Raw genomic sequence first — 24,688 nt, 5'->3', positions numbered from 1 at the left:
GCAGGCTCCGCTACGACAGGATGTCCTTCGACGTGAAGCGGCCGATCGCCAGCGCCCCGAACACGGCCACGTAGCCGAGCTGCAGCAGGGCGTTCTGACCGAACGCGTCCCACGAGATCGGGTCGCGCAGGAGGTCGCCGAAGCCCAGCCAGTAGTGCGAGAACAGCCACGGGTGCAGGGCCGACAGCTGCGGGAGCTGGTCGAGCACCTGCGAGACGACGGCCAGCACCGCGGTCGCCGCCATGGCGCCGACCGGGACGTCCGTCAGCGTCGACAGGAAGAGTCCGATCGCGCAGAGCCCGAGCAGCGAGACCACGACGAACGCGGCGATGAGCAGCATCCTGAGGAGCGCCTCCCCCACGCCGACCGTCGTGCCGGAGAGCAGCGTCACCGGGCCGATCGGGAAGAGCACAGCGCCGATCCCCGCCCCCGCGAGTGCGACGACGAGCGCGCCGGCGACGCTGAAGGCCGCCGCGCCCGCGTACTTCACGGCGAGCAGGCGCAGGCGCCCGGCCGGCGCGATGACCAGGTAGCGCAGCGTGCCGTGGCTCGCCTCCCCCGCGATCGTGTCTCCCGCCACCACGCCGATCGTCAGCGGGAGGAACAGCGGCATGCATACGACGAGCGCCGTGAAGGCGACGAACAGGCCGTTGTCGGTGATCTGGCTGAGGAAGCCGGGGCCGCGGCTCGATCCGCCCGTGATCCGCACGGCGACCGCGATCAGGATCGGCACGGCCGCCAGCGCGGCGAGCATCGCCCAGGTGCGGATGCGGCGGAACAGCACCGCCAGCTCCGACCCGAGCAGCGCCCAGCCGGCCGAGGCGCGGGAGCGGCGGACGGTCAGCGCGGCGGCCACGGGAGGCGCGTCACTGCTCGACATCGAAGCCCTCCCCGGTCAGCTCCACGAACCGCTCCTCCAGGCTCGACGACCGCACGGCGAGACCGCGCACGCGGACATCGCCGCGGACGAGCGCGGCCGTCAGCTCCTCCGGCTGCGGGGCGCCCGGTGCGAGGGGCGCCTCGATGCCCTCGGCAGTGCGCTCGGCTTCGAGTCCGAGCGCGGCGAGCACTGTCACGGCGAGGGATGCATCCGGCGTCTCGACCACCAGGCGCGGGCCGGACCCGCCGCGCAGGTCGTCCAGCGAGCCCTGCGCGACCAGCCTCCCTGCACGCATGATCGCGGCGTGCGTGCACATCTGCTCGATCTCGGCGAGCAGATGGCTGGAGACGAAGACGGTGGTCCCGCCGGCGGCCAGGGAACGGACGAGGTTCCTGACCTCGCGCGTCCCCTGCGGGTCGAGCCCGTTCGTGGGCTCGTCGAGCACGAGCAACTCCCGATCGGTGAGCAGAGCGCCCGCGATGCCGAGCCGCTGCTTCATGCCGAGCGAATACGCCCGGACGTGCTTCCCCGCGGCGTGGCTCAGCCCCACGCGCTCCAGAGCGGCCTCCACACGGCGTGTGCGCGTCTCTCCGGGCGCGTACCGGTCCGCCGTATCCCGGCGCACCAGGTTGGCCGTCCCAGACAGGTACGGGGCGAAGGCAGGGCCCTCGACCAGGGCGCCGACCCGCGGCAGGACACTCGCGCCACGATCGGGCATCCGCTCGCCGAGCACCCGGGCCTCCCCCGCCGACGGCGCGACGAGACCCAGCAGCATCCGGATGGTGGTCGTCTTGCCCGAGCCGTTCGGGCCGAGGAAGCCGAAGACCGAGCCGCGCGGCACCTCCAAGTCGAGCCCGTCGACCACCGCGCGCGACCGGAAGCGCTTCGTCAGGCCGCTCGTCGCGATCGCGGCGGCATCGCTCACTGCGCGGCGGCCTGCAGTGCCGAGACGGGGACGGCGCCGGCCAGCACGCGCCCGTCGGACGTGACGAAGACGGAGACCAGCGACGTGCTGAGCGCCCGTCCGCCATCCACACTCGTCGTCAGCTGGGCGAACAGCGGGTCCGCGGTGAGGGATGCAGGAGCGGTGCCTGCCGGGAGCGTGACGATGCTCGCCCAGCCCTCGCCGGTAACCTGCGGCTTCGGGTGATCGCCCGCGGGCGAGCCCTTCTGCGCCGAGCGCTCAGGCACGGTCTGCTCGGTGACCTTCGCGCCCTTCGGCGGGGTGAAGGCGAACACGCTCGCGTCCGGCCGGTCCGTGCTGAACGTGGTGAAGCCGGCCTCGAACGCCGGCGCCGAGGCACCGCGCGCGAAGACCTGCACCTGCAGCGGGATTCCCGTCGCTCCGTCGACCGCGATCCGCACGGACCCGACCAGGGTGGCGTCGGTGCGCGGGGTGAGCACGAGCGTGTACGCATCGCGTCCAGCGACGCTCGACGGCGACGCAAGGGTCACCTTCGTGGTCGGATCGGCCGCGGCGATCAGCTTCTCGGCCAGCGCCTGCGGCGTCGTGGCGAGCGGTGTCGGCGTGGCGGAGTCGGTGCTGGCGTCAGTGCGGGCCGGGAGGGTCAGATGCGTCGCGCTCTGGCCCTTCGAGTCGTACAGCCAGACCTCGGAGCCGTCGCGCACCGCGTCGCGCTCCGCCAGCTGGTCCAGCACCTGGACGCGCTGCTTGGTCGCCCCGTCCACGTAGACCTTGGCCGTGTGATCGCCGGTCAGGAGCTCCAGCGCGCTCTGCTCGTCGGAGGACGACGAGCTCGACGATGAGCCGCCCGAGATCGCCGAGACGTCCGGCAACCCCAGCTCCGAACTCTGTTCGACGGTTCCCGAGAACGTCTTCGTGTCGCTCGCGGCGACGAGCCGGACGACGTCCTCCGGGGACTTCACGGGCAGGTCAGCCGCGCCTGCGGCGAGCGGGACGACGATCGCACCGGCGGCGATCGCCACAGGGACGACGACCGCGGGAGCCCAGCGGATCCATCGGTGCTTCATACGGTCAGGATACGCTCCGCCCCTCCGAACCACCCTGCGAGCTCCCCGGGAAAAACCGCCCGCTCACGCGGAAGGCCCCGCGTCCGATCGACGCGGGGCCTTCCTCCATCCGGACCTAGATCACGTCGCCGACGCGGTGGACGCGGATGTCGTTGGTGGTGCCGGGGATTCCGGGAGGGGAACCCGAGATGATGATGACCTTGTCACCGTTCACCGCACGGCCGGTCGACTTGAGCGCCTCGTCCACCTGGGCGACCATCTGGTCGGTGTGGGTGACGCGGTCGACCACGAAGGACTCGACGCCCCAGTAGAGCGACATCTTGCGACGGGTCGACTCCTCGGGCGTGAAGGCCAGGATCGGGATCTTGTTGCGCAGGCGCGCCATGCGGCGTGCCGACTCGCCCGACTCGGTGAAGACGCAGAGGTACTTCGCCTCGACGAAGTCCGCGACCTCCGTGGCAGCCAGCGTGATCGCACCCGACTGGGTGCGGGGCCGGGTGCCGAGCGGGGCGATGCGGTCGAGACCGTGCTCCTCGGTCGAGGTGACGATCCGCGCCATGGTCTGCACCGTGACGGTCGGGTACTCGCCGACGCTGGTCTCGCCCGAGAGCATGACCGCGTCCGCGCCGTCGAGGACGGCGTTGGCGACGTCGGAGGTCTCCGCGCGGGTCGGGACGGGGCTGGAGATCATCGACTCGAGCATCTGCGTGGCGACGATGACCGGCTTGGCAGCACGGCGGGCAAGCTCGACGGCGCGCTTCTGCACGATCGGGACCGCCTCGAGCGGCAGCTCCACGCCCAGGTCGCCGCGGGCGACCATGATGGCGTCGAACGCCTCGATGATCTCCTCGAGCGCCTCGACGGCCTGCGGCTTCTCGATCTTGGCGACGACGGGGACGCGGCGCCCCTCCTCGGCCATGATCTCGTGCACGCGCTCGATGTCGCTGGCGTTGCGCACGAACGACAGCGCGATGATGTCGGCGCCGAGCTTGAGGCCCCAGCGCAGGTCGGCCTCGTCCTTGTCCGAGAGCGCCGGCACGTTGACCGCGACACCCGGGAGGTTGATGCCCTTGTTGTTGGAGACCGGACCCGCGACGATGACCTGGGTGGTCACGACGGTGCCGTCGGTCTCGAGGACCTTGACGCGGACCTTGCCGTCGTCGATCAGCAGGAAGTCCCCGGCCTTGACGTCCTGGGGCAGGCCCTTGAACGTGGTCGAGGAGATCTCCTTGGTGCCGATGATGTCCTCGGTGGTGATCTTGAAGATGTCGCCCTCGGCGAGCTCGTAGGGACCGGCCTCGAACTTGCCGAGGCGGATCTTCGGTCCCTGCAGGTCCACCAGGACCGCGACCGGCTTGCCCGCGTCCGCGGCGGCCTTGCGCACGTTGGCGTAGACCCCTTCGTGGACCTCGTAGCTGCCGTGGCTCAGATTCATCCTGGCCACGTCAACACCCGCGTCGATGATCGCGCGGATGTTGTCGTAGCTGGACGTCGCCGGCCCGAGGGTCGAGACGATTTTCGCCCTTCTCATGCTTTCGTTCGCTCCGTTGTTCGTGCGCCCCTGACGGCGCGCGGTTCGTGGTGATGCCCTGGTCGGGTCACCTCAGACGAGGATGCCCCGGTCGGTCGGACGGACCGGAGACGGCAGCTGCGTCTCTCCTTCAAGATACCGGTCGACGGCCGCTGCCGCCGCCCGGCCCTCAGCGATCGCCCAGACGATGAGCGACTGGCCGCGCCCGGCGTCGCCCGCGACGAAGACGCCCGGCTCGCTGGTCTGGTACTGCCCGTCGCGCTGCACGTTGCCGCGCTGGTCGAACGGGAGGTTGAGCTGCGCGGAGAGGTCGTCCTGCTCCGGGCCCGTGAAACCGAGGGCGAGGAGCACGAGGTCCGCGGGGATCTCGCGCTCGGTCCCGGCCTTCGGCACGCGGCGGCCGTCGAGGTACTCGGTCTCGGCCACGCGCAGCGCGCGGACCTCGCCGAACTCGTTCGCGAGGAACTCGACGGTCGACGCGAGGTACTCGCGCTGGCCGCCCTCCTCGTGCGCCGACTGGATCTCGAAGAGCGTGGGGGTGGTCGGCCACGGCTGGTGGTCGGGACGCTCCGCGGGCGGCTGCACGCCGATCGCGAGGTTCGTCACGCTCGCCGCGCCCTGACGGTGCGCCGTGCCGATGCAGTCCGCACCGGTGTCGCCGCCGCCCAGGACCACGACGTGCTTTCCGTCCGCGGTGATCTGGCCGGAGACGTCGTCGCCGGCGCCCGCCTTGTTCTGCTGGACGAGGTACTCCATCGCGTAGTGCACGCCCACCAGGTCCCGGCCCGGGATCGGGAGGTCGCGCGGCACCATCGCACCGGTCGCGACCACGACGGCGTCGTAGCGCGCGCGCAGGTCGTCCCAGGTGATGTCCACGCCGATGTTGACGCCGGCGCGGAAGCGGGTGCCCTCGGCCATCATCTGGTTCAGACGCGCCTCGAGGTGCTTCTTCTCCATCTTGAAGTCCGGGATGCCGTAGCGCAGCAGGCCGCCGATGCGGTCGTCCCGCTCGTACACGGCGACCGTGTGGCCGGCGCGCGTGAGCTGCTGGGCGGCGGCCAGACCGGCCGGGCCCGAGCCGACGACCGCGACGGTCTTACCCGTGAGGCGCTCCGGCGGGTGCGGCTGCACCCAGCCGTTCTGCCAGGCCTGGTCGATGATCGAGACCTCGACCTGCTTGATCGTGACGGCCGGCTGGTTGATGCCGAGCACGCACGAGGACTCGCACGGCGCCGGGCACAGACGGCCGGTGAACTCCGGGAAGTTGTTGGTCGCGTGCAGGCGGTCGATGGCCTGACGACCCTCCCCGCGCCACATCAGGTCGTTCCACTCCGGGATGAGGTTGCCGAGCGGGCAGCCCTGGTGGCAGAACGGCACGCCGCAGTCCATGCAGCGGCCCGCCTGCCGGCGCAACTGAGCCGGATCGCCGGCCTCGTAGACCTCTTTCCAGTCCATGAGCCGCACGGAGACCGGGCGCCGCTTGGGGAGCTCCCGCTCCGTCGTCTTCAAGAACCCTTTGGGATCAGCCACCGGTCACCTCCAGAATCCGGTTCCACACAATGTCGCCGTCGGGATCGAGACCCTCGTCGACGGCTTCCTGACGCATCTGCAGCACGGCCGCGTAGTCCCGCGGCAGCACCTTGACGAACTTCGCGACCGTTGCGTCGAAGTCGGCGAGGAGGCGCTCGGCCAGCGCCGATCCCGTCTCCGCCCGGTGCTTCTCGAGCAGGTCGCGCACGATCTCGACGTCGGCGCTGCCGAGGGGCAGCAGCTCCAGCTCACCGGTGGCGAGCGAGTCCCGGTTGACGCGGTCCTCCTTGAGCTCGTACACGTAGGCGGTGCCGCCGGACATGCCCGCGCCGAGGTTGCGCCCCGTACCGCCGAGGATGACCGCGAGGCCACCGGTCATGTACTCGAGCGCGTGGTCGCCGACCCCTTCGACGACCGCGGTCGCCCCGGAGTTGCGGACCAGGAAGCGCTCGCCCACGATGCCGCGGATGAACATGCTGCCCTGCGTCGCGCCGTAGCCGATCACGTTGCCCGCGATCACGTTGCGCTCGGCCGCGAACACGGCCTCCTTCGGCGGGCGCACGACGATCTGACCGCCGGACAGGCCCTTGCCGACGTAGTCGTTGGAGTCGCCCTCCAGCCGCAGCGTGATGCCGCTCGGGAGGAACGCGCCGAGTGACTGGCCCGCGGAGCCCGTGAGGGTGATGTCGATCGAACCGTTCGGGAGGCCGTTCTCGCCGCGCGCGACGGTGACGGCGTGGCCGAGCATGGTGCCCACCGCGCGCTCCGTGTTGCGGATCGGCAGGGAAAGCTCGAGCGTGCCGCCGTTCGCGAGCACGTCGCGGGAGGCCTCGATCAGCTGGTTGTCGAAGTGCAGCTCCAACTCGTGGTCCTGGGCGCGGCCGTTCTTGCGCGGCGCGGTGTCCGGGAACTCCGGGCCGTGCAGGATCGGCGACAGGTCCATGCCCGACGCCTTCCAGTGCGTGACGGCGCGGTCCACGTCGAGCAGCTCGGCGTGGCCGATGGCCTCGTCCAGGCTGCGGAAGCCGAGCTCGGCGAGGTACTCGCGCACCTCCTGGGCGATGAACTCGAAGAAGTTCACGACGAACTCGGGCTTGCCCGAGAAGCGCGAGCGCAGCTCCGGGTTCTGCGTGGCGACGCCCACCGGGCACGTGTCGAGGTGGCAGACGCGCATCATGATGCAGCCGGAGACCACCAGCGGCGCCGTCGCGAAGCCGAACTCCTCGGCGCCGAGCAGGGCGCCGACGATCACGTCGCGGCCCGTCTTGAGCTGTCCGTCCACCTGCACGACCACGCGGTCGCGCATCCCGTTGAGCATCAGCGTCTGCTGCGTCTCGGCCAGGCCGAGCTCCCACGGCGTGCCCGCGTGCTTGAGGGAGTTGACCGGGGAGGCGCCCGTGCCGCCGTCGTGGCCGGAGACCAGGATGACGTCGGCGAGGGCCTTCGCGGTGCCGGCGGCGACCGCGCCGATGCCCGACTCCGAGACGAGCTTCACGTGGACGCGTGCGCCCGGGTTGGCCCGCTTGAGGTCGAAGATCAGCTGCTTGAGGTCCTCGATCGAGTAGATGTCGTGGTGCGGCGGCGGCGAGATGAGGCCGACGCCGGCCGTCGCGTGCCGGGTGCGCGCCACCCAGGGGTAGACCTTGGTCGGCGGCAGCTGACCGCCCTCGCCGGGCTTGGCGCCCTGCGCGAGCTTGATCTGGATGTCGTCGGCGTGCGTGAGGTACATGCTCGTGACGCCGAAGCGTCCCGACGCGACCTGCTTGATCGCGCTGCGGCGCTCGGGGTCGAGCAGACGGTCGAGGTCCTCGCCGCCCTCACCGGTGTTCGACTTGGCGCCGAGCCGGTTCATGGCGATCGCGAGGGTCTCGTGCGCCTCCTTGGAGATGGAGCCGTAGCTCATCGCGCCGGTGGAGAAGCGCTTGACGATCGACTCGATCGACTCGACCTCGTCCAGCGGCACAGGGGTGCGCTCGCCCGTCTTGAGGGCGAACATCCCGCGCAGCGTCATGAGCGACTCGGACTGGTCGTCGACCAGCTTCGTGTACTCGCGGAAGACGTCGTAGCGGCGCGTGCGCGTCGAGTGCTGGAGGCGGAAGACCGTCTCCGGGTTGAAGAGGTGCGGGGCGCCGTCGCGGCGCCACTGGTACTCGCCGCCGGTCGCCAGGCGCTCGTGCGCGACGATGGCGCTCTCGGCCGGGTAGGCGCTCTCGTGGCGCGAGAGGTTCTCGGCCGCGATGACCTCGATGCCCACGCCGCCGAGCTTGCTCGTCGTGCCGGTGAAGTAGCGGTCGACGAAGGCCTGGCTGAGGCCGACGGCCTCGAACGCCTGCGCCGCGGCGTACGACGACACCGTCGAGATGCCCATCTTGGACATGATCTTCAGGACGCCCTTGCCGAGCGCCTTGATCACGTTCTTGACGGCCTTCTCGGGCGTCACCCCGGTGATGAAGCCGGAACGGACGAGGTCCTCGCAGGTCTCCATCGCCAGGTACGGGTTGATCGCCGAGGCGCCGTAGCCGATCAGCAGTGCGACGTGGTGCACCTCGCGGACGTCGCCCGCCTCCACGATCAGTCCGACCTTCATGCGGTTCTCGGCACGGATCAGGTGGTGGTGCACGGCCGCGAGCATGAGCAGCGACGGGATGGGCGCGAGGTCCTTGTTGGAGTCGCGGTCGCTGAGCACGATGAACTGCGCGCCGGCCTCGATCGCTTCGTCGACCTCGTCGCACATCTCGGCGAGGCGGCGCTCCATGGCGTCGGTGCCCGCGTCGAAGCGGTAGAGGCCGCGGATCGTCGTGGTCAGGCGGCTGCCGGGCGCCGGATCCATGTGCTGGATCTTCGCGAGCTCGTCGTTGTCGATCACCGGGAAGTCCAGGACGACCTGACGGGCGTGCTCGGGCCCCGCCGACAGCAGGTTGCGCTCCGGGCCGAGCCCGAGCTTCAGCGAGGTGACGACCTCTTCGCGGATCGAGTCGAGCGGCGGGTTCGTCACCTGGGCGAACTGCTGGGTGAAGTAGTCGAAGAGCAGGCGCGGACGCTGCGAGAGCACCGCGACCGGCGTGTCCGACCCCATCGCGCCGAGCGGCTCGGCGCCGGTGGTCGCCATCGGCTTGAGGAGGATGCGGACCTCCTCCTCCGTGTAGCCGAAGGTGCGCTGGCGGCGCGTGATGGAGGCCGGGGTGTGCACGATGTGCTCGCGCTCCGGCAGGTCCTTGAGGTTGATCCGGCCCTCGTCCAGCCACTCGCCGTAAGGCGCACCGGCGGCGAGCTCCGACTTGATCTCGTCGTCCTCGATCAGGCGTCCGGCGACCGTGTCGACCAGGAACATGCGGCCCGGGCGCAGACGGCCCTTGCGCACGACGCGGCTCGGCTCGATGTCGAGCACGCCGATCTCGGAGGCGAGCACCACGAGGCCGTCGTTGGTCACGACGTACCGGCCGGGGCGCAGGCCGTTGCGGTCGAGGGTCGCGCCGACGACCGAGCCGTCGGTGAAGACGATCGCGGCGGGGCCGTCCCACGGCTCCATGAGCATGGAGTGGTACTCGTAGAAGTCGCGGCGGACCGGGTCGATCTCGGTCTGGTTCTCCCAGGCCTCCGGCACCATCATCATCACCGCGTGCGGGAGCGACCGGCCGGTGAGCGAGATGAGCTCCACGACCTCGTCGAACGAGGCGGAGTCGCTCGCGCCGGGCGTGACGATCGGGAAGACGGGCGAGAGGTCGCCGAGCAGCTCGCTCTCGAGCTGGGACTGGCGGGCACGCATCCAGTTGCGGTTGCCCTGCACCGTGTTGATCTCGCCGTTGTGCGCGATCATCCGGAACGGCTGCGCGAGCGGCCAGGAGGGGAACGTGTTCGTGGAGTAGCGCGAGTGCACCAGGGCGAGCTTGGAGGCGAAGCGCTGGTCGGAGAGGTCCGGGTAGAACGGCTCGAGCTGCAGGGTCGTGACCATGCCCTTGTAGACCAGGGTGCGGCTCGACAGCGACGAGAAGTAGAGGTCCAGCTCGCGCTCCGCGCGCTTGCGCAGGAAGAACGTCAGCCGGTCGAGGGCGATCCCGGCGAGCGGGGCGCCCTGCTCGTCGACGCGCGTGCTCGACACGTACAGCTGCTCGATGACCGGCATCGCGTCGCGCGCCAGGTTCCCGAGCTCGTCCGGCCGCACCGGCACCTCGCGCCAGCCGAGGACCGTCAGGTCCTGCTCGGCCGCGATGGCCTCGACGGCCTGCTTGACGGCGGCGCGCTCCTCCTCCGAGGTCGGGAGGAAGGCGTTGCCGACCGCGTACTGACCGGCCGCCGGCAGGTCCAGTCCGGAGACGGCGCGCAGGAAGACGTCAGGCACCTGCGTGATGATGCCCGCGCCGTCGCCGGTGCCGGCGTCGGAGCCGACCGCGCCGCGGTGCTCGAGGTTGCGCAGCGCCTGCAGCGCGGCGTCGATGATGTCATGCCCGGCGGTGCCGCGCAGGGTCGCCACCATGGCGAGGCCACAGGCGTCCTTCTCGTCGGCGGGGTCGTAGAGACCTTGCTTCGCAGGGAGGGTGCTGAACCGGGTTCGGGGAGGCGTGAACGCCATCTTTCGACCGTCCTCACAGTGTCGTGGATGTGGGGATGTAAGTGCGGGGACGCCATCGGCCCTGAGAGGTGGTGGATCCGCCGCGCTCACCGGGCTGTGTGCGGCCTGGTGGCTCGGTGCGGTCGGTGATGCTTTCGGGATTGCCTCGACAGACGTTGCGGGTGGTGCGAGCCGACGGGGTTCAACCGTTCGTTGGGCTTGTGGCCTTGGCTCCTGAGGATCCGGCGGGTACCCCGTCGTCCTCGTCGGGGACCTCGTCATCCGAGTCCGTGTCGTCAGAGTCTACCTCAGCATCCGGCCGCACCCATTCACGACCCGGACGGTACACGCTCGGCTCGAGTCCGGGGTGGCGGCGCGTCTGCACGATGAGGATGACGATGCCGAGGATGACGGCCAGGAACGCCGCCCACACGTTGGTCGGGATGCCGAGGATGTTGAACTCGCTCGGGTCGATGCGGATCGACTCCAGGTAGGAGCGGCCGAGGCCGTACCAGATGAGGTACACGGCGAGGGTCTTGCCCCAGCGCAGCTGGAACTTGCGCTCGAGGAAGAGGATCACGACGACGCCGATGACGTTCCAGATGATCTCGTAGAGGAACAGCGGCTGGAAGAGCGTGCCGTCGGGCAGGCCGACGGGGATCGCCTTGTTGTCGGCGTCGATCTGCAGACCCCACGGCAGGTTCGTCGGCAGGCCGAACAGCTCCTGGTTGACGTAGTTGCCGAGGCGGCCGATCGCCTGAGCGAGCAGCAGGGCGGGGGCGAGGGCGTCCGCGAAGGACCAGAACCGCACGCCGGTGATGCGCGACGCGATCAGCACGCCGACGGCGCCGCCGATCAGCGAGCCGAAGATGGCGTTGCCGCCCTCCCAGATCGCGAAGACGTTCCACGGGTTGGCGCCCGCGTAGAAGTAGTCGCCCGGGTGCGTGAACACGTGGTACAGGCGGGCTCCGACGATGCCGAGGACGACCGCCCACAGCGTGAAGTCGAGCACCACGCCCGGCTCGCCGCCGCGCTTGCTGAGACGACGCGAGGTCCACAGCACCGCCACGACGATCCCGATCAGGATCATGATCGCGTATGTCTGGATGCGCCAGTGCCACCCGAACAGGTCGATCGGGATGTTCTGCCACTCGGGCCCCGGGCTCGGGATGCTGGCGTACCAGCCGCTCATCGTCGCAAACACCCGAAGACTCACCTTTCGTCACGGTCAGGCCGGCGCGGATCGCCGCGCAGCCTCCATAGTCTAAGACGACGGCGCTACCGCGCCGCGCCACCCGCCAGTTCGGCGGCCGTCCGGGCCACCGCCTCGACCCCGCCGTCGGCGAGGGCCTTGACCAGTGCGGAGCCGACGATCGCGCCGTCGGCGTACTCCAGCACCTCGCGCACCTGGGCGCCCGTCGAGATGCCGACCCCCACGCAGGCGCTCGTCGCGCCGGCCTCGCGGAGGCGGCCGATGAGCGTGCGGGCGGCGGCATCCACGTCGGAGCGGGCACCGGTGATGCCCATCGTCGAGACGGCGTAGACGAAGCCGCGGCTCGCCTCCACCGTCTTGCGGAGGCGCTCGTCGGTCGATGTCGGCGCGGCGAGGAAGACGCGGTCCAGGCCGGCCCGCTCGGACGCGGCGAGCCATTCAGCGCCTTCGTCCGGGATCAGGTCGGGCGTGATGAGGCCTGCTCCCCCGGCGGCCGCGAGGTCGTCCGCGAAGCGGTCCACCCCGTACTGCAGCACGGGGTTCCAATAGGTCATCACGAGCACGGGGATGTCCGCGCGCTTCGTGATCTCGCGGACCGCGGTGAAGCCGTCGCGCAGGCGGAAACCGCCCGCGAGGGCCTGCTGCGTGGCCGCCTGGATGACGGTGCCGTCCATGACGGGGTCGGAGTACGGCAGGCCCAGCTCGATGACGTCGACACCGTTCTCGGCGAGGGCCACGGCGGCCTCGATGCTCGTCTGGAGGTCGGGGAACCCGGCGGGCAGGTAGCCGATGAGCGCGCCGCCGGCCTCCCGGTTGCGCTGGGCGATGGTGTCGGCGACCCGGCTCACGACTGCACGGCTCCTTCGTCGATCAGGCCGAAGTAGCGTCCGGCGGTCTCCATGTCCTTGTCGCCGCGGCCGCTGAGGTTGACGAGCACGATGCCGTCCGGGCCGAGCTCGCGCCCGAGCACGAGCGCGCCGGCGAGGGCGTGCGACGACTCGATCGCCGGGATGATGCCCTCGGTCAGGCTGAGCAGGCGCAGAGCCGCCATCGCGTCCGCGTCGGACACGGGCCGGTACTCGGCACGACCGATCGAGGAGAGCCACGAGTGCTCCGGGCCGACGCCCGGGTAGTCGAGACCGGCGGAGATCGAGTGCGACTCGATGGTCTGGCCGTCCTCGTCCTGGAGGAGCAGGCTGCGCGCGCCGTGCAGGACGCCGGGGCGGCCCTTGGTGATCGTCGCGGCGTGGCGGGGCGTCTCGGCGCCCTCGCCCCCGGCCTCGAAGCCGACGAGGCGCACGTCCTCGTCGTCCAGGAAAGCGTGGAAGATGCCGATGGCGTTGGAGCCGCCGCCGACGCACGCGGCGACGGCGTCGGGCAGACGGCCGGTCAGCGCCAGCACCTGCTCGCGCGCCTCCTCGCCGATGATCTTCTGGAGGTCGCGGACCATCGCCGGGAACGGGTGCGGACCCGCGACCGTGCCGAAGATGTAGTTGGTGGTCTCGACGTTGGTGACCCAGTCGCGCATCGCGTCGTTGATCGCGTCCTTGAGGGTGCGCGACCCGGTCTTGACCGCGATGACCTCGGCGCCGAGCAGGCGCATGCGGGCGACGTTGAGCGCCTGGCGCTCCGTGTCGACCTCGCCCATGTAGACGGTGCACTCGAGGCCGAACAGCGCGGCGGCCGTCGCCGTCGCGACGCCGTGCTGGCCGGCGCCGGTCTCGGCGATGACGCGCTTCTTGCCGATGCGCTTCGTCAGGATGGCCTGGCCGAGCACGTTGTTGATCTTGTGCGACCCGGTGTGGTTGAGGTCCTCGCGCTTGAGGATGATGCGCGCTCCACCCGCGTGCTCCGCGAAGCGGGGCACCTCGGTGATGATCGACGGACGTCCGGTGTAGGAGCGGTGCAGCTCGTCCAGCTCGGCGTGGAACGCGGGGTCGGCCTTGGCCTCCTCCCACGCCGCGGACAGCTCGTCCAGCGCGGCGACGAGCGATTCGGGCACGAAGCGGCCGCCGAAGTCGCCGAAGTAGGGACCGGTCTCGGAACGGAGGGACATCAGACTCCCAGGAACTCGCCGAGCGTGGCGACGGGGTCGCTCGTGACGAGCGCCTCGCCGACGAGCACGACGTCCGCGCCCGCCGCTCGGTAGTGCGCCACGTCGGCCGCCGAGAGGACGGCGGACTCCGCGACGCGGATGGTGCCGGACGGGTACCGGTCGGCCAGGCGGCCGAACAGATCGCGATCCAGCTCGAATGTGGAGAGGTTACGGGCGTTGACGCCCACGAGCTTCGCGCCGGTGTCGAACGCCCGGCTCAGCTCGTCCTCGGTGTGGGCCTCGACCAGCGGGGTCATGCCCAGCTCGACGATCAGGTCGTGCAGCGAGACCAGGGTCTGCTGATCGAGCGCGGCGACGATGAGGAGCACGAGGTCGGCGCCCGCGGCGCGCGCCTCGAAGATCTGGTACGGCTCGGCGACGAACTCCTTGCGGAGCACCGGGATCGAGACCGCGGCACGGACCGACTCCAGGTCGGCGAGCGAGCCGCGGAAGCGGCGCTCCTCGGTCAGGACGCTGATCGCGCTCGCGCCGCCGGTCTCGTACGCGGCCGCGAGGGCGGCCGGGTCCGGGATGTCGGCGAGGGCGCCGCGCGACGGGCTCGCCCGCTTGACCTCCGCGATGACCTTGATGCGGTCCGCGGGGGCGAGGGCGGCGAGGGCGTCGAGTGCGGGGGCACGGTCGAGGGCTGCTGCCTCGACGACGGCGAGCGGACGCTCGGCGCGCCGCCGTTCAGCATCCTCGAGCGCGCCGGCGACGAGGTCGGCGAGCACGCGTCAGTGACCCTTCGGGGTGTACTTGGAGCCGCCGACTCCGTAGCCCGCGCGCTTCATGATCCAGCCGACGATGAGACCCACGACGGCCAGCCCGGCCGCCGCCCAGACGATGACCGGCGCATCGAAGAAGAACGCCACAGCGCCGATGGCGAAGGCGACCAGCATGATGATCACGGCCGTCCACGCCGCCGGCGAATGACCGTGGCCTGGCTCGACTGACTCGGTGCTCATGGGACTCCTGCACGTCGGGTGCGCGCCGACGGGCACGCACGGGAATGGGAACGGATCAAGTCTAGTGGCTCAGCGCGTGGGATCGTCGCCGCGGCTCAGCTCGTCCCAGCTGTCGATCGCGGTGTCGCGATCGAGGGACGCGGGCTCGGAGGCGGTCTCCCCCTCGGCCACCGCGCGCGCCTCATCGTCGTCCGATTCGGGCGTGTCGGCGACGCCGAGCACGGCAGCCGCATCCCGGCCGTCCTCGCCGGCGAACCGGGTCTGGTACTTGCGCGACGACCCCGGCCAGAGCCGCGAGAACAGCACGACCGCGACGTTCGCGAGCACGATCAGCGCGCCCCCGACGACGGCGAGCCACGGCCAGAACTGCACGTCGACCGCGTCCACGAGGCGCCGGATGGAGGACTCGCCTGCGACGCCGGTCGCCGTCGTGATGACGGACGAGGAGGCGCGCAGCGCGTCCCCCAGCGCACTCCCGGCCGAGATCAGCACCGAGACGCCCAGCAGCAGGCCGAGGAGCGCCAGCACGATGCGGAAGATCGGGCCGGCGATGGCCAGGGCAGCGGTCAGCGCGAGGCCCGCGAGCGCGAGGGCCGTGAGCGCCGGGGCCGCGGTCGAACCGGGCACGCCCAGAGCGCCGACGTGGCTGCCCACGTCGGTGAGGTGCACGGTGAACCAGGTCTGCGTCGCCGACAGGAGCGTGAGCCCGCTGCCGACCACCAGCACGAGCAGCGCGATGTACTTGGCGCGGCGGTTCACGGGGCGCGCGACCTCCTGCTCCGCCGTCGTGCCGTCCTGCTCCTCGGCCGCCATCGCGATCAGCGCCCGCCGTCCGCGGCGCCGGTCACCCGGCGCATCGCGTTCGCCACCGCGACCGCGCGCAGCGGCGCGGCGGCCTTGTTCTGCGACTCCTGGAACTCGCTGCGCGGGACCGAGTCGGCGACCAGGCCGCCGCCGGCCTGCACCCGCGCGACGCCGTCCATGATCGTGGCCGTGCGGATGGCGATCGCGAGGTCGGCGTCGCCGGCGAAGTCGAAGTAGCCGATCACTCCCCCGTACACGCCGCGCTGCGCCGGTTCGAGCTCGTCGATGATCCGCAGCGCCATCGGCTTCGGCGCGCCCGACAGCGTTCCCGCCGGGAACGTCGCGCGGAACACGTCGATCGCCGAGGCGTCGGGCAGGAGGTCTCCCTCCACCGACGAGACGATGTGCATGATGTGGCTGAACCGCTCGATGCGCATGAACTCGGTCACCTCGACCGATCCGGCGGCGCAGACCTTGAGCAGGTCGTTGCGGGCGAGGTCCACGAGCATGAGGTGCTCGGCGCGCTCCTTGTCGTCGGCGAGGAGGGACGTCTCGAGCTCGAGATCCTCCTCCGGCGTCGCGCCGCGTGGTCGTGAACCCGCGATGGGGTGCGTGAACGCGCGCCCCTCCTGCACCTTCACGAGGGCCTCGGGCGAGGAGCCGACGATCTGGTACGCGCCGCCGTCCGGCCGCTCCAGGGAGAGCAGGTACATGTACGGGCTCGGGTTCAGGGCACGCAGGACGCGGTAGACGTCGAGCGAGGACGCGGTGCACTCCAGCTCGAAGCGCTGCGAGATGACGACCTGGAAGATGTCGCCCGCGACGATGCGCTCCTTGGCGACCTCCACCGACGCGAGGAAGTCCTCCTCGCGCGTGCGGGAGACGGGCTCGGCCGGGGTGTCGAGGTCGACCTCCGCGAGCCACGCCTCGGAGGGCTGCGCCAGTTCGCGCTGCATCCGGTCGAGGCGCGCCTGGGCGTCGGCCCACAGCACCTCGGCCGGCTCCGCGCCGTCGGCGAGGGCGTTGGCGATGAGCTTGACCGTGCCCGACCGGTGGTCGATCACGGCGAGGTCCGCCGCGAAGGCGAGCGCCTGTCCCGGGATGTCGTAGTCCGCCGGCGGCTGGTCGGGCAGCCGCTCGATCTGGCGGATCGCCTCCCAGCCGATGAAGCCGACCAGGCCGCCGGTCAGCGGGGGCAGGCCCGGGATGCGCGGCGTCTGCCAGCGCTCGTGCAGCGCGGCGAGGGCGGCGAGCGGACGCAGGGCGGTCTCCCCGCCGAGCGCGCGTTCGGCCGACACGCCGTAGTCGAGCCAGCGCACGTCGTCGCCCTGCTGAGTGAGCACGCCGAACGACGCGGCGCCGACGAACGAGAAGCGGGACCAGATCCCGCCCTGCTCGGCGGACTCGAGCAGGAAGGTGCCCGGGCGTCCGGCGGCGAGCTTGCGGTAGATGCCGACCGGGGTCTCCCCGTCGGCGAACAGCTCGCGCACGACGGGTACGACGCGGTGGCTGCCGACCAGCGCGTCGAAGTCGTCGCGCGTGGTGGTGGAGGCGGCGGTCGTCGCGATCACAGGTCGGACCTCATCTCGTCGGAGTCGGCGGCGCCGTCCCCGACGACGGGGTCGAGCTGGTCCGCGTCGAAGCAGGTGCGGGTGCCGGTGTGACAGGCCGCGCCGATCTGGTCGACCGTCACCAGGAGGGTGTCCCCGTCGCAGTCGAGCGCGGCGGACTTCACGAACTGCACGTGACCGGACGTGTCGCCCTTGCGCCAGTACTCCTGCCGGGACCGAGACCAGAAGGTCACCCGCCCCTCGGTCATCGTCCGGCGGAACGCCTCGGCGTCCATCCAGCCCATCATGAGCACCTCGCGGGTGTCCCACTGCTGGATGATCGCCGGGACGAGCCCGTTCTCGGTGAAGGTGATGCGGTCGAGCACCGCGCGCTGGTCGTCGCTCATGAGCGGACCTCCCGTCCTGCCTGTGCCAAGGCCTCCTTGACGTCGCCGATCGTCAGCTCGCCGGAGTGGAAAACGCTCGCGGCGAGGACGGCGTCGGCGCCGGCCTCGATCGCGGGCGCGAAATCGGCCACGGCGCCCGCGCCGCCGGATGCGATAACGGGCACGCTGCTGATCGCCCGCATCTCGCGGATGAGCTCCAGGTCGAAGCCCTCCTTGGTGCCGTCGGCGTCGATCGAGTTCACGAGCAGCTCGCCCGCGCCCAACTCGATCGCCCGGCGCGCCCAGTCGAGGGCGTCGAGCTCCGTCTCGGTGCGGCCGCCGTGCGTCGTCACGACGAAGCCCGACGGCGTGGCCGCCGATCGCTTGACGTCGAGCGAGAGCACCAGCACCTGCGCGCCGAACCGGTCGGCGATCTCCGCGATCAGCTCCGGGCGCGCGATGGCGGCCGAGTTGACCCCGATCTTGTCCGCGCCGCTGCCGAGCAGCCGCGCGACATCCTCCGCGCTGCGCACGCCGCCGCCGACCGTGAGCGGGATGAAGACCTGCTCGGCCGTCGCCTGCACCACGTCGTAGGTGGTGGAGCGATCGTCCACCGTCGCCGTCACGTCGAGGAAGGTGAGCTCGTCCGCCCCCTGCTCGAAGTACTTGCGCGCCAGCTCGACCGGGTCGCCCTGGTCGCGGAGGTTCTGGAAGTTCACCCCCTTGACGACGCGGCCGGCGGCCACGTCGAGGCACGGGATGACGCGGACCGCGACGGACATCAGATCCGCGCCGCGTGGATGGAGGTGACCAGGATGGCCCGCGCGCCCAGCTCGTAGAGATCGTCCATGACGCGGTTGGTCTGGTCCTGCTTGATCATGACGCGCACGGCGACCCAGTCGGGCTCACCGAGGGGCGACACCGTCGGGGACTCGACGCCCGGGGTCAGGGCGACGGCGCGATCGAGCAGCACCGCGGGCAGGTTGTAGTCGACGAGCACGTACTGGCGGGCGACCATGACGCCCTGCAGCCGGCGCAGCAGCGTGTCGACGCCCGCCGCGCGCGTGGGAGACGAGATGAGCACGGCCTCGGACTCGAGGATGACCGGACCGAAGATCTCCAGCCCCTGCTTGCGCAGGGTGGAGCCGGTCTCGACCACGTCGGCGACCGCGTCCGCGACGCCGAGCCGCACCGCGGACTCCACGGCGCCGTCGAGCTTGATGAGGGCGGCATCCACCCCCCGCTCGGCGAGGAACGCCCCCACCAGGCCGGGGTAGCTCGTCGCGACCCGCTTGCCCTGGAGGTCCGCGAGGTCGGTGAACCCGTTGGCCGGTGCGGCGAAGCGGAACGTGGAGGCGGCGAAGTCGAGGGACGCGATCTCGCTCGCGGGCGAACCCGAGTCGAGCAGGAGGTCACGCCCGGTGATGCCGACGTCGAGCGCGCCGGAGCCGACGTAGGTGGCGATGTCGCGCGGACGCAGGTAGAAGAACTCCACCCCGTTGCGCGCGTCCGTGACGATGAGCTCCTTGGGGTCGCGGCGGCCGACGTAGCCCGCCTCGTGGAGCATCTGCGCCGCGGTCTCGGAGAGGGAACCCTTGTTGGGGACGGCGATCTTCAGCATGTGCGATGTCTTTCCTGGTGCGACGGTTGCGGGATGCGCCTCACGGCGCGTTCGAGGGCAGCGTCACAGATGTCGGTAGACGTCGGCCGGCGTCAGGCCTTTGGCCAGCAGGAGCACCTGGAGGTGGTAGAGCAGCTGGGAGATCTCCTCCGCCGTCTCTTCGTCGGACTGGTACTCCGCGGCCATCCAGACCTCGGCGGCCTCCTCCACGATCTTCTTTCCGATGGCGTGCACGCCCGCATCCAGCTCGCGCACCGTCCCGGATCCCTCCGGGCGGGTGGCGGCCTTCTCGCTGAGCTCGGCGAAGAGGTCGTCGAAGGTTTTCACCATTACAGCGTAGCGGTCGCGGGGACCCCTGTGCGCCGCCGTCAGTGGGAGTGCGCGGCGACGGCCGCCCGCAGACCGGCGATCTGATCGGCCGGCTCGCCCCGGAACACGCTGGATCCGGCGACGAAGGTGTCCGCGCCGTTCTCGGCGGCCGTGACGATGGTCTCCGTCGTCACTCCCCCGTCGACCTGCAGCCAGACATCGAGGCCGCGTGCCTCGACCGCCTCGCGCAGCGCGCGCAGCTTGGGCATGGTCTCCGGCATGAACGACTGGCCGCCGAATCCCGGCTCGACGGTCATGACGAGCACCTGGTCGAACTCCGGCAGGAGCTCCAGGTAGGGCGCGACGTCGGTCCCCGGCTTGAGGGCGATGCCCGCGCGGGCGCCGATCTCCCGCAGCCGACGAGCCAGGGTCACGGGGTCGGCGGCGGCCTCGGCGTGGAACGTGACCGAGTAGGCGCCCAGCTCCGCGTATCCCGGCGCCCAGCGGTCGGGGTCGTCGATCATCAGGTGCACGTCGAGCGGGATGGCGCTCACCGCCTGGATGCGCTCCACCATCTGCGGGCCGAACGTGAGGTTCGGGACGAAGTGGTTGTCCATGACGTCGACATGGACCAGATCCGCCGTGGCGATCCGGGCGAGATCGCGCTCCAGGTTGACGAAATCGGCGGCGAGGATGCTCGGGTTGATACGGGCCATGCGTCCAGCCTATCGAGCGAGCACGCGCCCTTTCGCGAGGCGTGAGTAGTCGTGGGTGCGCGGGGCCGCGCACCCGCGACTACTCACCTCTCGCGGGGCTCAGCGCTTGGCGAGCAGCGCGATGAACATGGCGTCCGTGAGCTGCCGGTGCGGCCACAGCTGCACGACCTCCGGATCGCCGGCCAGGTCAAGGGGCTCCTGGGCGAGCCCCTGCACCACGGCAGAGGTGCCGACCGCTTCGAGCTCGGGATGCCGGTCGAGCGCGCCGGCGACGACGCTGCGCGTCTCGGCGATGTGCGGCGAGCAGGTCACGTAGGCCAGCAGACCACCGGGCGCGAGTGCATCGATCGCCGAGTCGATCAGGCGGTTCTGCAGCGCGCTCAGCTCGGCGACGTCCTTCGGCTCCTTGCGCCAGCGGGCCTCGGGCCGGCGGCGCAGGGCACCCAGTCCGGTGCACGGTGCGTCGAGCAGGATGCGGTCGAACGCCCCGGCATGCTCGTCGCCGATCGCGGTGCCGTCCTCTTCCCACACGGGAACGTCGAGCGGCACGGCCGCGAGGGCCTTGCGCACGAGCTCGGCCCGGGCGGGGACGAGTTCGTTGGCGACCAGCTCGGCGCCCCCCGCGAGGGCCTCCGCGGCGAGCAGCGCCGCCTTGCCGCCAGGGCCGGCGCAGAGGTCGAGCCACCGCTCGCCGGGCCGCACCGGCCGTGCACGCGTGAGGGCCAGGGCCGCGAGCTGGGAGCCCTCGTCCTGCACGCGGAGTCGTCCCTTCGACGACTCGACCAGGCCGAGCGGGTCGCCGCCGTCGCCGGTGAAGCCGACCGGCGAGAACCGGTCGGGCCGCGCTCCCGCCGGCGGCTCGGCCAGTCCGGGAAGGGCGACCAGGTTCACGCGCGGCGCGGCGTTGTCGGCGTCGAGCAGTGCCTCCAGCTCGTCACCCCGTCCTTCCGCGGCGAGCGACCGCCGGAATGCGCGGATCACCCACGTGGGGTGCGACGTGAGGGCCGCGAGCCGATCGTCCTCGTTCCTGGCCCCCGCGGCGACGCGCTCCCGCCATTCCTCGGGCGTGTGCCGTCCGATCTCGCGCAGCACGCCGTTCGCGAAGCCGGTCGCGGATCGGCTGCCGACCATCCTCGCCTGCGCGACGGACTCGTTCACCGCCGCGTGCGACGGGATGCGGGTCGAGAGCAGCTGGTGCGCTCCGAGCCGCAGCACGTCGAGGATCGGCGGGTCGATGCGGTCGACGGGACGGCCCGCGGCTTCGGCGATGACGCGGTCGTAGTACCCCTGCATGCGCAGGGTCCCGTACGTCAGCTCGGTCGCGAGGGCGGCGTCGGCCGGCGACAGCCGCGCGCGGGCGATGCGCGTGGGCAGCAGGAGGTTGGCGTATGCATCGGAATCGCTCACCGCCGCGATCACGTCGAGGGCGACCCGGCGGGCGGGCTGGACGAGGGGCTCCACCGGACGGTCGTCACGGCGGCCCTCGCGCGGGCGGTCGGTGCGGGGACGGTCGCCGCGCGAGCGGTCGCTCCGAGGACCGCCGTTGCGCGGGCTGTTGTCGTGCGGGCGCCGTTCGCTCACGAGAGCACCGCCGTTCCGCCGGCGCCGCGCCACCAGTCGGCGGCCGCCATGGCGCGCTTGCCCGCGGGCTGCACGGTCACGAGTTCGAGAGGCGACGTGCCGGTGCCGACCAGCACGCGCTTGTCGCGCAATTCCACCTGGCCGGGGGCGAGGGAGTCGGCATCGAACGCGCGACGGGCTTCGGCAACCTTGAACCGCTCGCCGTCCAGCAGCGCGAACGCGCCCGGTTCCGGCGTCACCCCCCGGAGCCGTGCGTAGACCTCGTCCGCCGGCCGCCCGAAATCGAGGTGCGCGTCCTGGAGGGCGAGCTTGGGGGCAAGGGTCGGCTCCCCCTCCTGCGGCCGGGCGACGGCGGTGCCGGCGGCGAGGGCGTCGACGGTGTCGGCGAGCAGGGTCGCGCCGGACACGGCCAGCGCGTCGAGCAGCTCACCGGCGGTCTCGTCGGCGCCGACCGGGCGACGGAGCTCGGAGAAGACGTCACCCGCATCCAGCGCCGGGACGAGCTGGAACACGGCGGCGCCCGTCTCCTGGTCACCGGCGATCACCGCGTGCTGCACCGGGGCGGCACCGCGCCAGCGCGGGAGGAGCGAGAAGTGGAGGTTGACCCAGCCGAGACGGGGAAGGGAGAGCAGCGGCTCACGCACCAGCCCGCCGTACGCCACGATCACGCCGAGGTCCGGGGCGAGCGAGGCGACGCGCTCCGTCACCTCTTCCCCCAGGCGGTTTGCCTTGATCGCGGGGATGCCGAGCTTGTCGGCGGCGGCGGCGGCGACCGGCGACGGCGTCAGGACGCGCTTGCGGCCGAGCGGGGCATCCTCCCGTGTGATCACGGAGAGGACGTCGTGCCGTTCGGCGAGGGCATGGAGGGACGGGAGGGCGACGGCCGGCGTGCCGGCGAAGACGAGGCGCATGCGAAGGTTCTTCCGGAGGGTGGGTGGAGCGGGTGGGACCGCGCTCGAGTCTACCCGCGACCGCTAGAGGATCTCGGTGTCGTCGAAGCGCACTCGGAGGGCCGGCGCGGGCCGGAACCCACCACGGCCGGCCGGGGCCTTGCGCCGCTTGGTGGCGTTGCGCACCACCGCCGCGCGCACGGCCGCGGCGACCTCCGCCCCACGCGCGTACTCGAACCGGAGGATGCCGCGGACCAGCCGCTCGTCGACGGGTGCCGGGCCGAGCACGTCGATCAGCAGACCGGGGTCGACCGCGCCGATCACGCCCTGAACGGCCTCCTCTGTGCCGGTGACCGAGGCGAGCCGGACCGCCGGCGGGAACCGCAGCTCACGACGGTCGGTGAGCTCGGCTCGGGCGAAGTCGACCAGACGCCCGGTCGCGAAGGCGCGCGCGAGCGAGCCCGAGACGCCGACCAGCACCGTGGGGGCACCGGGAGCCGCCAGCGTCGCGGCGCTCGACCACCAGCGCAGGCAGTCCTCGGCGACGTGGAGGGTCTCCCGCGCGAGCATCCGCTCCCCGTCCAGGAGCAGCACCGCCTGGAAGCCGCCCTCCGCGATCGGCTCGGCTCCCCGGGTGGCCACCACGAGTGCGGGTGCCGACCCGATCCGCTGCACCGGGTGATCGCCGTCGGCGACGATGATCCGCGTGCCCGGGAAGGCGCGGCCCAGCTCTTCGGCGGTGCGACCCGAACCGAGGCTGACCATCCGGAACCGGCGACCCTCGCACCGGTCGCACTGCCAATCGGTCGCGAGTGCTCCGCACCAGCCGCACGAGGGGGTCGCCCCCGCGCGCGTCTGGCCCAGCGGACCCTCGCACCGGTTGCAGCGCGCGGCCTGGCCGCAGCTCACGCACGCCAGTTGCGGCACGTAGCCGGGTCGCGCCACCTGCACGAGCACCGGGCCCTTCGGCCGTCCGCTGTCGCCGCTCAGCGCATCCCGCGCCGCACGCCAAGCGATGGACGGGATGCGCGCCGCCCGCGCCACGTCCTCCGTCGCCTGCTGGTTGGCGGTGAGCACCACCTTCGGGGTCACGACGCGCTCGGGAGCGACGTCCCGCAGCCAGCCGAGCTCGACCAGGCGCTGCGCCTCCGCGCTGCGCACCAGGCCGGAGATGACGAGCGCGCAGCCCTCCAGCTCCTGCCGGACCAGGGCGGCGTCGCGCGTGTGCACGTACGGGCTGAGCGGTTCGGCGTGCAGCGGGTCGCTGTCCTCCCAGACGGCGATCATCCCCAATCGCTCCGCGGGCGCGTAGACGACGGAGCGGTTGCCGATCACGATCCGCGGACCGCTCAGGGCCGCCAAGAAGCCGCGGTAACGGTCGGCGTTGGCCTGCGCGGCGTCCGCGCGGACGACGGCCTCCGGCGGGGCGACGGCCGCGAGGGCGGCGGCGAGCTGGTCGAGGTCCCGGTGGTCGGGCACGGCCACGATCGCCGTCCGGCCGCCCGCCCAGCAGGCAGCGGCGAGAGCGGCCAGGGTGATCGCCCATTCGCCGACCCAGGTGCCGTCCGGCAGCGGGCTGAGGCGCGGGATGGCCTGCAACGCCATCCGCTCGTCACGCGCGACGGCCGCTTCGAGCACCCCGTCGCCGTACCCCCTGACACCGAACGCGGGTGGGCGCGGCGCGGGCGACCGCTCCTCCTCCGGCAGCGCGAGCCAGGCCTTCTCGGCGCGCACCATGCGCGACGGAACCGCGAGCCGCAGGATGTCGCTGGCCGTGCCCGCGCTCCGGTCGGCCAGACGCCGGGCGAGGGTCCACACACCGGGCGTCAGTACGGGCACGGGAGACACGACCGCCTCGATCGGACTCAGCGACCCCTCGAAACCCTCACCGGCATCGGCGAGCTCGACGAGATAGCCGTCCGCGATGCGGCCCGCCGTGCGCAGCGGGACCCGCACGCGCACCCCGGGAACCGCCTCGGCGGCGAGCTCATCGGGGACGGCGTAGTCGAAGAAATGATCCAGCTGCGGGAGCGGCGAGTCGAGGACGACGCGGGCGACCCGGCCGGCCGCCGCCAC

Annotated in this window: 21 protein-coding genes; all 21 read right to left on the bottom strand. The window is 71.7% G+C overall.

The genetic code is table 11. The features are described from left to right. Positions 1-10: 10 nt before the first annotated feature. On the bottom strand, positions 11-880 hold the full coding sequence (locus tag HNR14_RS17640; protein WP_179702036.1) for an ABC transporter permease: 870 nt from the start codon (positions 878-880) through the stop codon (positions 11-13). Next, the gene (locus tag HNR14_RS17635) at positions 867-1,805 is read right to left on the bottom strand and encodes an ATP-binding cassette domain-containing protein (protein ID WP_179702035.1); all 939 of its coding nucleotides are present in this window, start codon (positions 1,803-1,805) and stop codon (positions 867-869) included. The genes HNR14_RS17640 and HNR14_RS17635 overlap by 14 nt, the downstream gene beginning before the upstream one ends. Next, positions 1,802-2,872: a LolA family protein gene (locus tag HNR14_RS17630; RefSeq protein WP_179702034.1), complete on the bottom strand. Its 1,071-nt coding sequence runs from the start codon at positions 2,870-2,872 to the stop codon at positions 1,802-1,804. Before HNR14_RS17630 ends, HNR14_RS17635 begins: the two co-directional genes overlap by 4 nt. Before the next feature lie 115 nt (positions 2,873-2,987). Continuing rightward, positions 2,988-4,403 (bottom strand): pyruvate kinase, encoded by a 1,416-nt coding sequence (gene pyk, locus HNR14_RS17625; RefSeq protein ID WP_179702033.1) that lies wholly within the window; start codon positions 4,401-4,403, stop codon positions 2,988-2,990. A gap of 72 nt (positions 4,404-4,475) precedes the next feature. Then, positions 4,476-5,933: a glutamate synthase subunit beta gene (locus HNR14_RS17620; RefSeq protein WP_021757721.1), complete on the bottom strand. Its 1,458-nt coding sequence runs from the start codon at positions 5,931-5,933 to the stop codon at positions 4,476-4,478. After that, entirely contained in the window at positions 5,926-10,503 is a 4,578-nt protein-coding gene (gene gltB / locus HNR14_RS17615; protein WP_179702032.1) for a glutamate synthase large subunit, read from the bottom strand. Before gltB ends, HNR14_RS17620 begins: the two co-directional genes overlap by 8 nt. A 181-nt stretch (positions 10,504-10,684) precedes the next feature. After that, positions 10,685-11,674: a prolipoprotein diacylglyceryl transferase gene (gene lgt, locus HNR14_RS17610; protein WP_179702031.1), complete on the bottom strand. Its 990-nt coding sequence runs from the start codon at positions 11,672-11,674 to the stop codon at positions 10,685-10,687. Between the two features lie 86 nt (positions 11,675-11,760). Beyond that, entirely contained in the window at positions 11,761-12,543 is a 783-nt protein-coding gene (gene trpA / locus HNR14_RS17605) for a tryptophan synthase subunit alpha (RefSeq protein ID WP_179702030.1), read from the bottom strand. Beyond that, on the bottom strand, positions 12,540-13,751 hold the full coding sequence (gene trpB, locus HNR14_RS17600; protein ID WP_179702029.1) for a tryptophan synthase subunit beta: 1,212 nt from the start codon (positions 13,749-13,751) through the stop codon (positions 12,540-12,542). The genes trpA and trpB overlap by 4 nt, the downstream gene beginning before the upstream one ends. Then, positions 13,751-14,521: an indole-3-glycerol phosphate synthase TrpC gene (gene trpC, locus HNR14_RS17595; protein ID WP_179702028.1), complete on the bottom strand. Its 771-nt coding sequence runs from the start codon at positions 14,519-14,521 to the stop codon at positions 13,751-13,753. Before trpC ends, trpB begins: the two co-directional genes overlap by 1 nt. A 3-nt stretch (positions 14,522-14,524) precedes the next feature. Further along, on the bottom strand, positions 14,525-14,755 hold the full coding sequence (locus HNR14_RS17590) for a DUF6704 family protein (protein ID WP_021765320.1): 231 nt from the start codon (positions 14,753-14,755) through the stop codon (positions 14,525-14,527). 69 nt (positions 14,756-14,824) lie between these two features. Continuing rightward, positions 14,825-15,568 carry a Trp biosynthesis-associated membrane protein gene (locus HNR14_RS17585; protein WP_179702027.1) on the bottom strand — a complete coding sequence of 248 codons (744 nt, stop codon included), beginning with the start codon at positions 15,566-15,568 and terminating at the stop codon, positions 14,825-14,827. A gap of 5 nt (positions 15,569-15,573) precedes the next feature. Next, positions 15,574-17,130 (bottom strand): anthranilate synthase component I, encoded by a 1,557-nt coding sequence (locus HNR14_RS17580; protein ID WP_425485036.1) that lies wholly within the window; start codon positions 17,128-17,130, stop codon positions 15,574-15,576. Then, positions 17,127-17,516: a phosphoribosyl-AMP cyclohydrolase gene (hisI, locus tag HNR14_RS17575; RefSeq protein ID WP_021762520.1), complete on the bottom strand. Its 390-nt coding sequence runs from the start codon at positions 17,514-17,516 to the stop codon at positions 17,127-17,129. The genes HNR14_RS17580 and hisI overlap by 4 nt, the downstream gene beginning before the upstream one ends. After that, on the bottom strand, positions 17,513-18,277 hold the full coding sequence (gene hisF, locus HNR14_RS17570) for an imidazole glycerol phosphate synthase subunit HisF (protein WP_179702026.1): 765 nt from the start codon (positions 18,275-18,277) through the stop codon (positions 17,513-17,515). Before hisF ends, hisI begins: the two co-directional genes overlap by 4 nt. After that, positions 18,277-19,116 carry an ATP phosphoribosyltransferase gene (hisG, locus tag HNR14_RS17565; protein WP_179702025.1) on the bottom strand — a complete coding sequence of 280 codons (840 nt, stop codon included), beginning with the start codon at positions 19,114-19,116 and terminating at the stop codon, positions 18,277-18,279. Before hisG ends, hisF begins: the two co-directional genes overlap by 1 nt. Positions 19,117-19,179: 63 nt before the next feature. Continuing rightward, a complete protein-coding gene (locus HNR14_RS17560; RefSeq protein WP_039921834.1) occupies positions 19,180-19,443 on the bottom strand; it encodes a phosphoribosyl-ATP diphosphatase in 264 nt (87 codons plus the stop codon). Between the two features lie 41 nt (positions 19,444-19,484). Beyond that, positions 19,485-20,141: a ribulose-phosphate 3-epimerase gene (gene rpe, locus HNR14_RS17555; RefSeq protein ID WP_179702024.1), complete on the bottom strand. Its 657-nt coding sequence runs from the start codon at positions 20,139-20,141 to the stop codon at positions 19,485-19,487. A 99-nt stretch (positions 20,142-20,240) separates the two neighbouring features. Then, complete coding sequence (locus tag HNR14_RS17550; RefSeq protein ID WP_179702023.1) at positions 20,241-21,722, bottom strand: RsmB/NOP family class I SAM-dependent RNA methyltransferase; 1,482 nt, start codon at positions 21,720-21,722, stop codon at positions 20,241-20,243. Continuing rightward, positions 21,719-22,633 carry a methionyl-tRNA formyltransferase gene (fmt, locus tag HNR14_RS17545; RefSeq protein ID WP_179702022.1) on the bottom strand — a complete coding sequence of 305 codons (915 nt, stop codon included), beginning with the start codon at positions 22,631-22,633 and terminating at the stop codon, positions 21,719-21,721. The genes HNR14_RS17550 and fmt overlap by 4 nt, the downstream gene beginning before the upstream one ends. 63 nt (positions 22,634-22,696) lie before the next feature. Beyond that, the gene (locus HNR14_RS17540; RefSeq protein ID WP_179702021.1) at positions 22,697-24,688 is read right to left on the bottom strand and encodes a primosomal protein N' family DNA-binding protein; all 1,992 of its coding nucleotides are present in this window, start codon (positions 24,686-24,688) and stop codon (positions 22,697-22,699) included.

It is taken from the genome of Leifsonia naganoensis, assembly GCF_013410615.1.
Taxonomy (GTDB): domain Bacteria; phylum Actinomycetota; class Actinomycetes; order Actinomycetales; family Microbacteriaceae; genus Leifsonia; species Leifsonia aquatica.
The sequence above is the reverse complement of the archived record's forward strand: the minus strand, read 5'-3'. Positions and strand labels throughout refer to the sequence as shown.

Excerpts from the sequence above, each read along its gene's own strand:
- HNR14_RS17640 (WP_179702036.1), bottom strand. The coding sequence starts at position 880 with ATGTCGAGCAGTGACGCGCCTCCCGTGGCCGCCGCGCTGACCGTCCGC.
- HNR14_RS17630 (WP_179702034.1), bottom strand. The coding sequence starts at position 2,872 with ATGAAGCACCGATGGATCCGCTGGGCTCCCGCGGTCGTCGTCCCTGTG.
- pyk (WP_179702033.1), bottom strand. The coding sequence starts at position 4,403 with ATGAGAAGGGCGAAAATCGTCTCGACCCTCGGGCCGGCGACGTCCAGC.
- gltB (WP_179702032.1), bottom strand. The coding sequence starts at position 10,503 with ATGGCGTTCACGCCTCCCCGAACCCGGTTCAGCACCCTCCCTGCGAAG.
- lgt (WP_179702031.1), bottom strand. The coding sequence starts at position 11,674 with ATGAGCGGCTGGTACGCCAGCATCCCGAGCCCGGGGCCCGAGTGGCAG.
- trpB (WP_179702029.1), bottom strand. The coding sequence starts at position 13,751 with ATGTCCCTCCGTTCCGAGACCGGTCCCTACTTCGGCGACTTCGGCGGC.
- HNR14_RS17590 (WP_021765320.1), bottom strand. The coding sequence starts at position 14,755 with ATGAGCACCGAGTCAGTCGAGCCAGGCCACGGTCATTCGCCGGCGGCG.
- HNR14_RS17585 (WP_179702027.1), bottom strand. The coding sequence starts at position 15,568 with ATGGCGGCCGAGGAGCAGGACGGCACGACGGCGGAGCAGGAGGTCGCG.
- hisI (WP_021762520.1), bottom strand. The coding sequence starts at position 17,516 with ATGAGCGACGACCAGCGCGCGGTGCTCGACCGCATCACCTTCACCGAG.
- hisF (WP_179702026.1), bottom strand. The coding sequence starts at position 18,277 with ATGTCCGTCGCGGTCCGCGTCATCCCGTGCCTCGACGTGGCCGCCGGC.
- hisG (WP_179702025.1), bottom strand. The coding sequence starts at position 19,116 with ATGCTGAAGATCGCCGTCCCCAACAAGGGTTCCCTCTCCGAGACCGCG.
- rpe (WP_179702024.1), bottom strand. The coding sequence starts at position 20,141 with ATGGCCCGTATCAACCCGAGCATCCTCGCCGCCGATTTCGTCAACCTG.
- fmt (WP_179702022.1), bottom strand. The coding sequence starts at position 22,633 with ATGCGCCTCGTCTTCGCCGGCACGCCGGCCGTCGCCCTCCCGTCCCTC.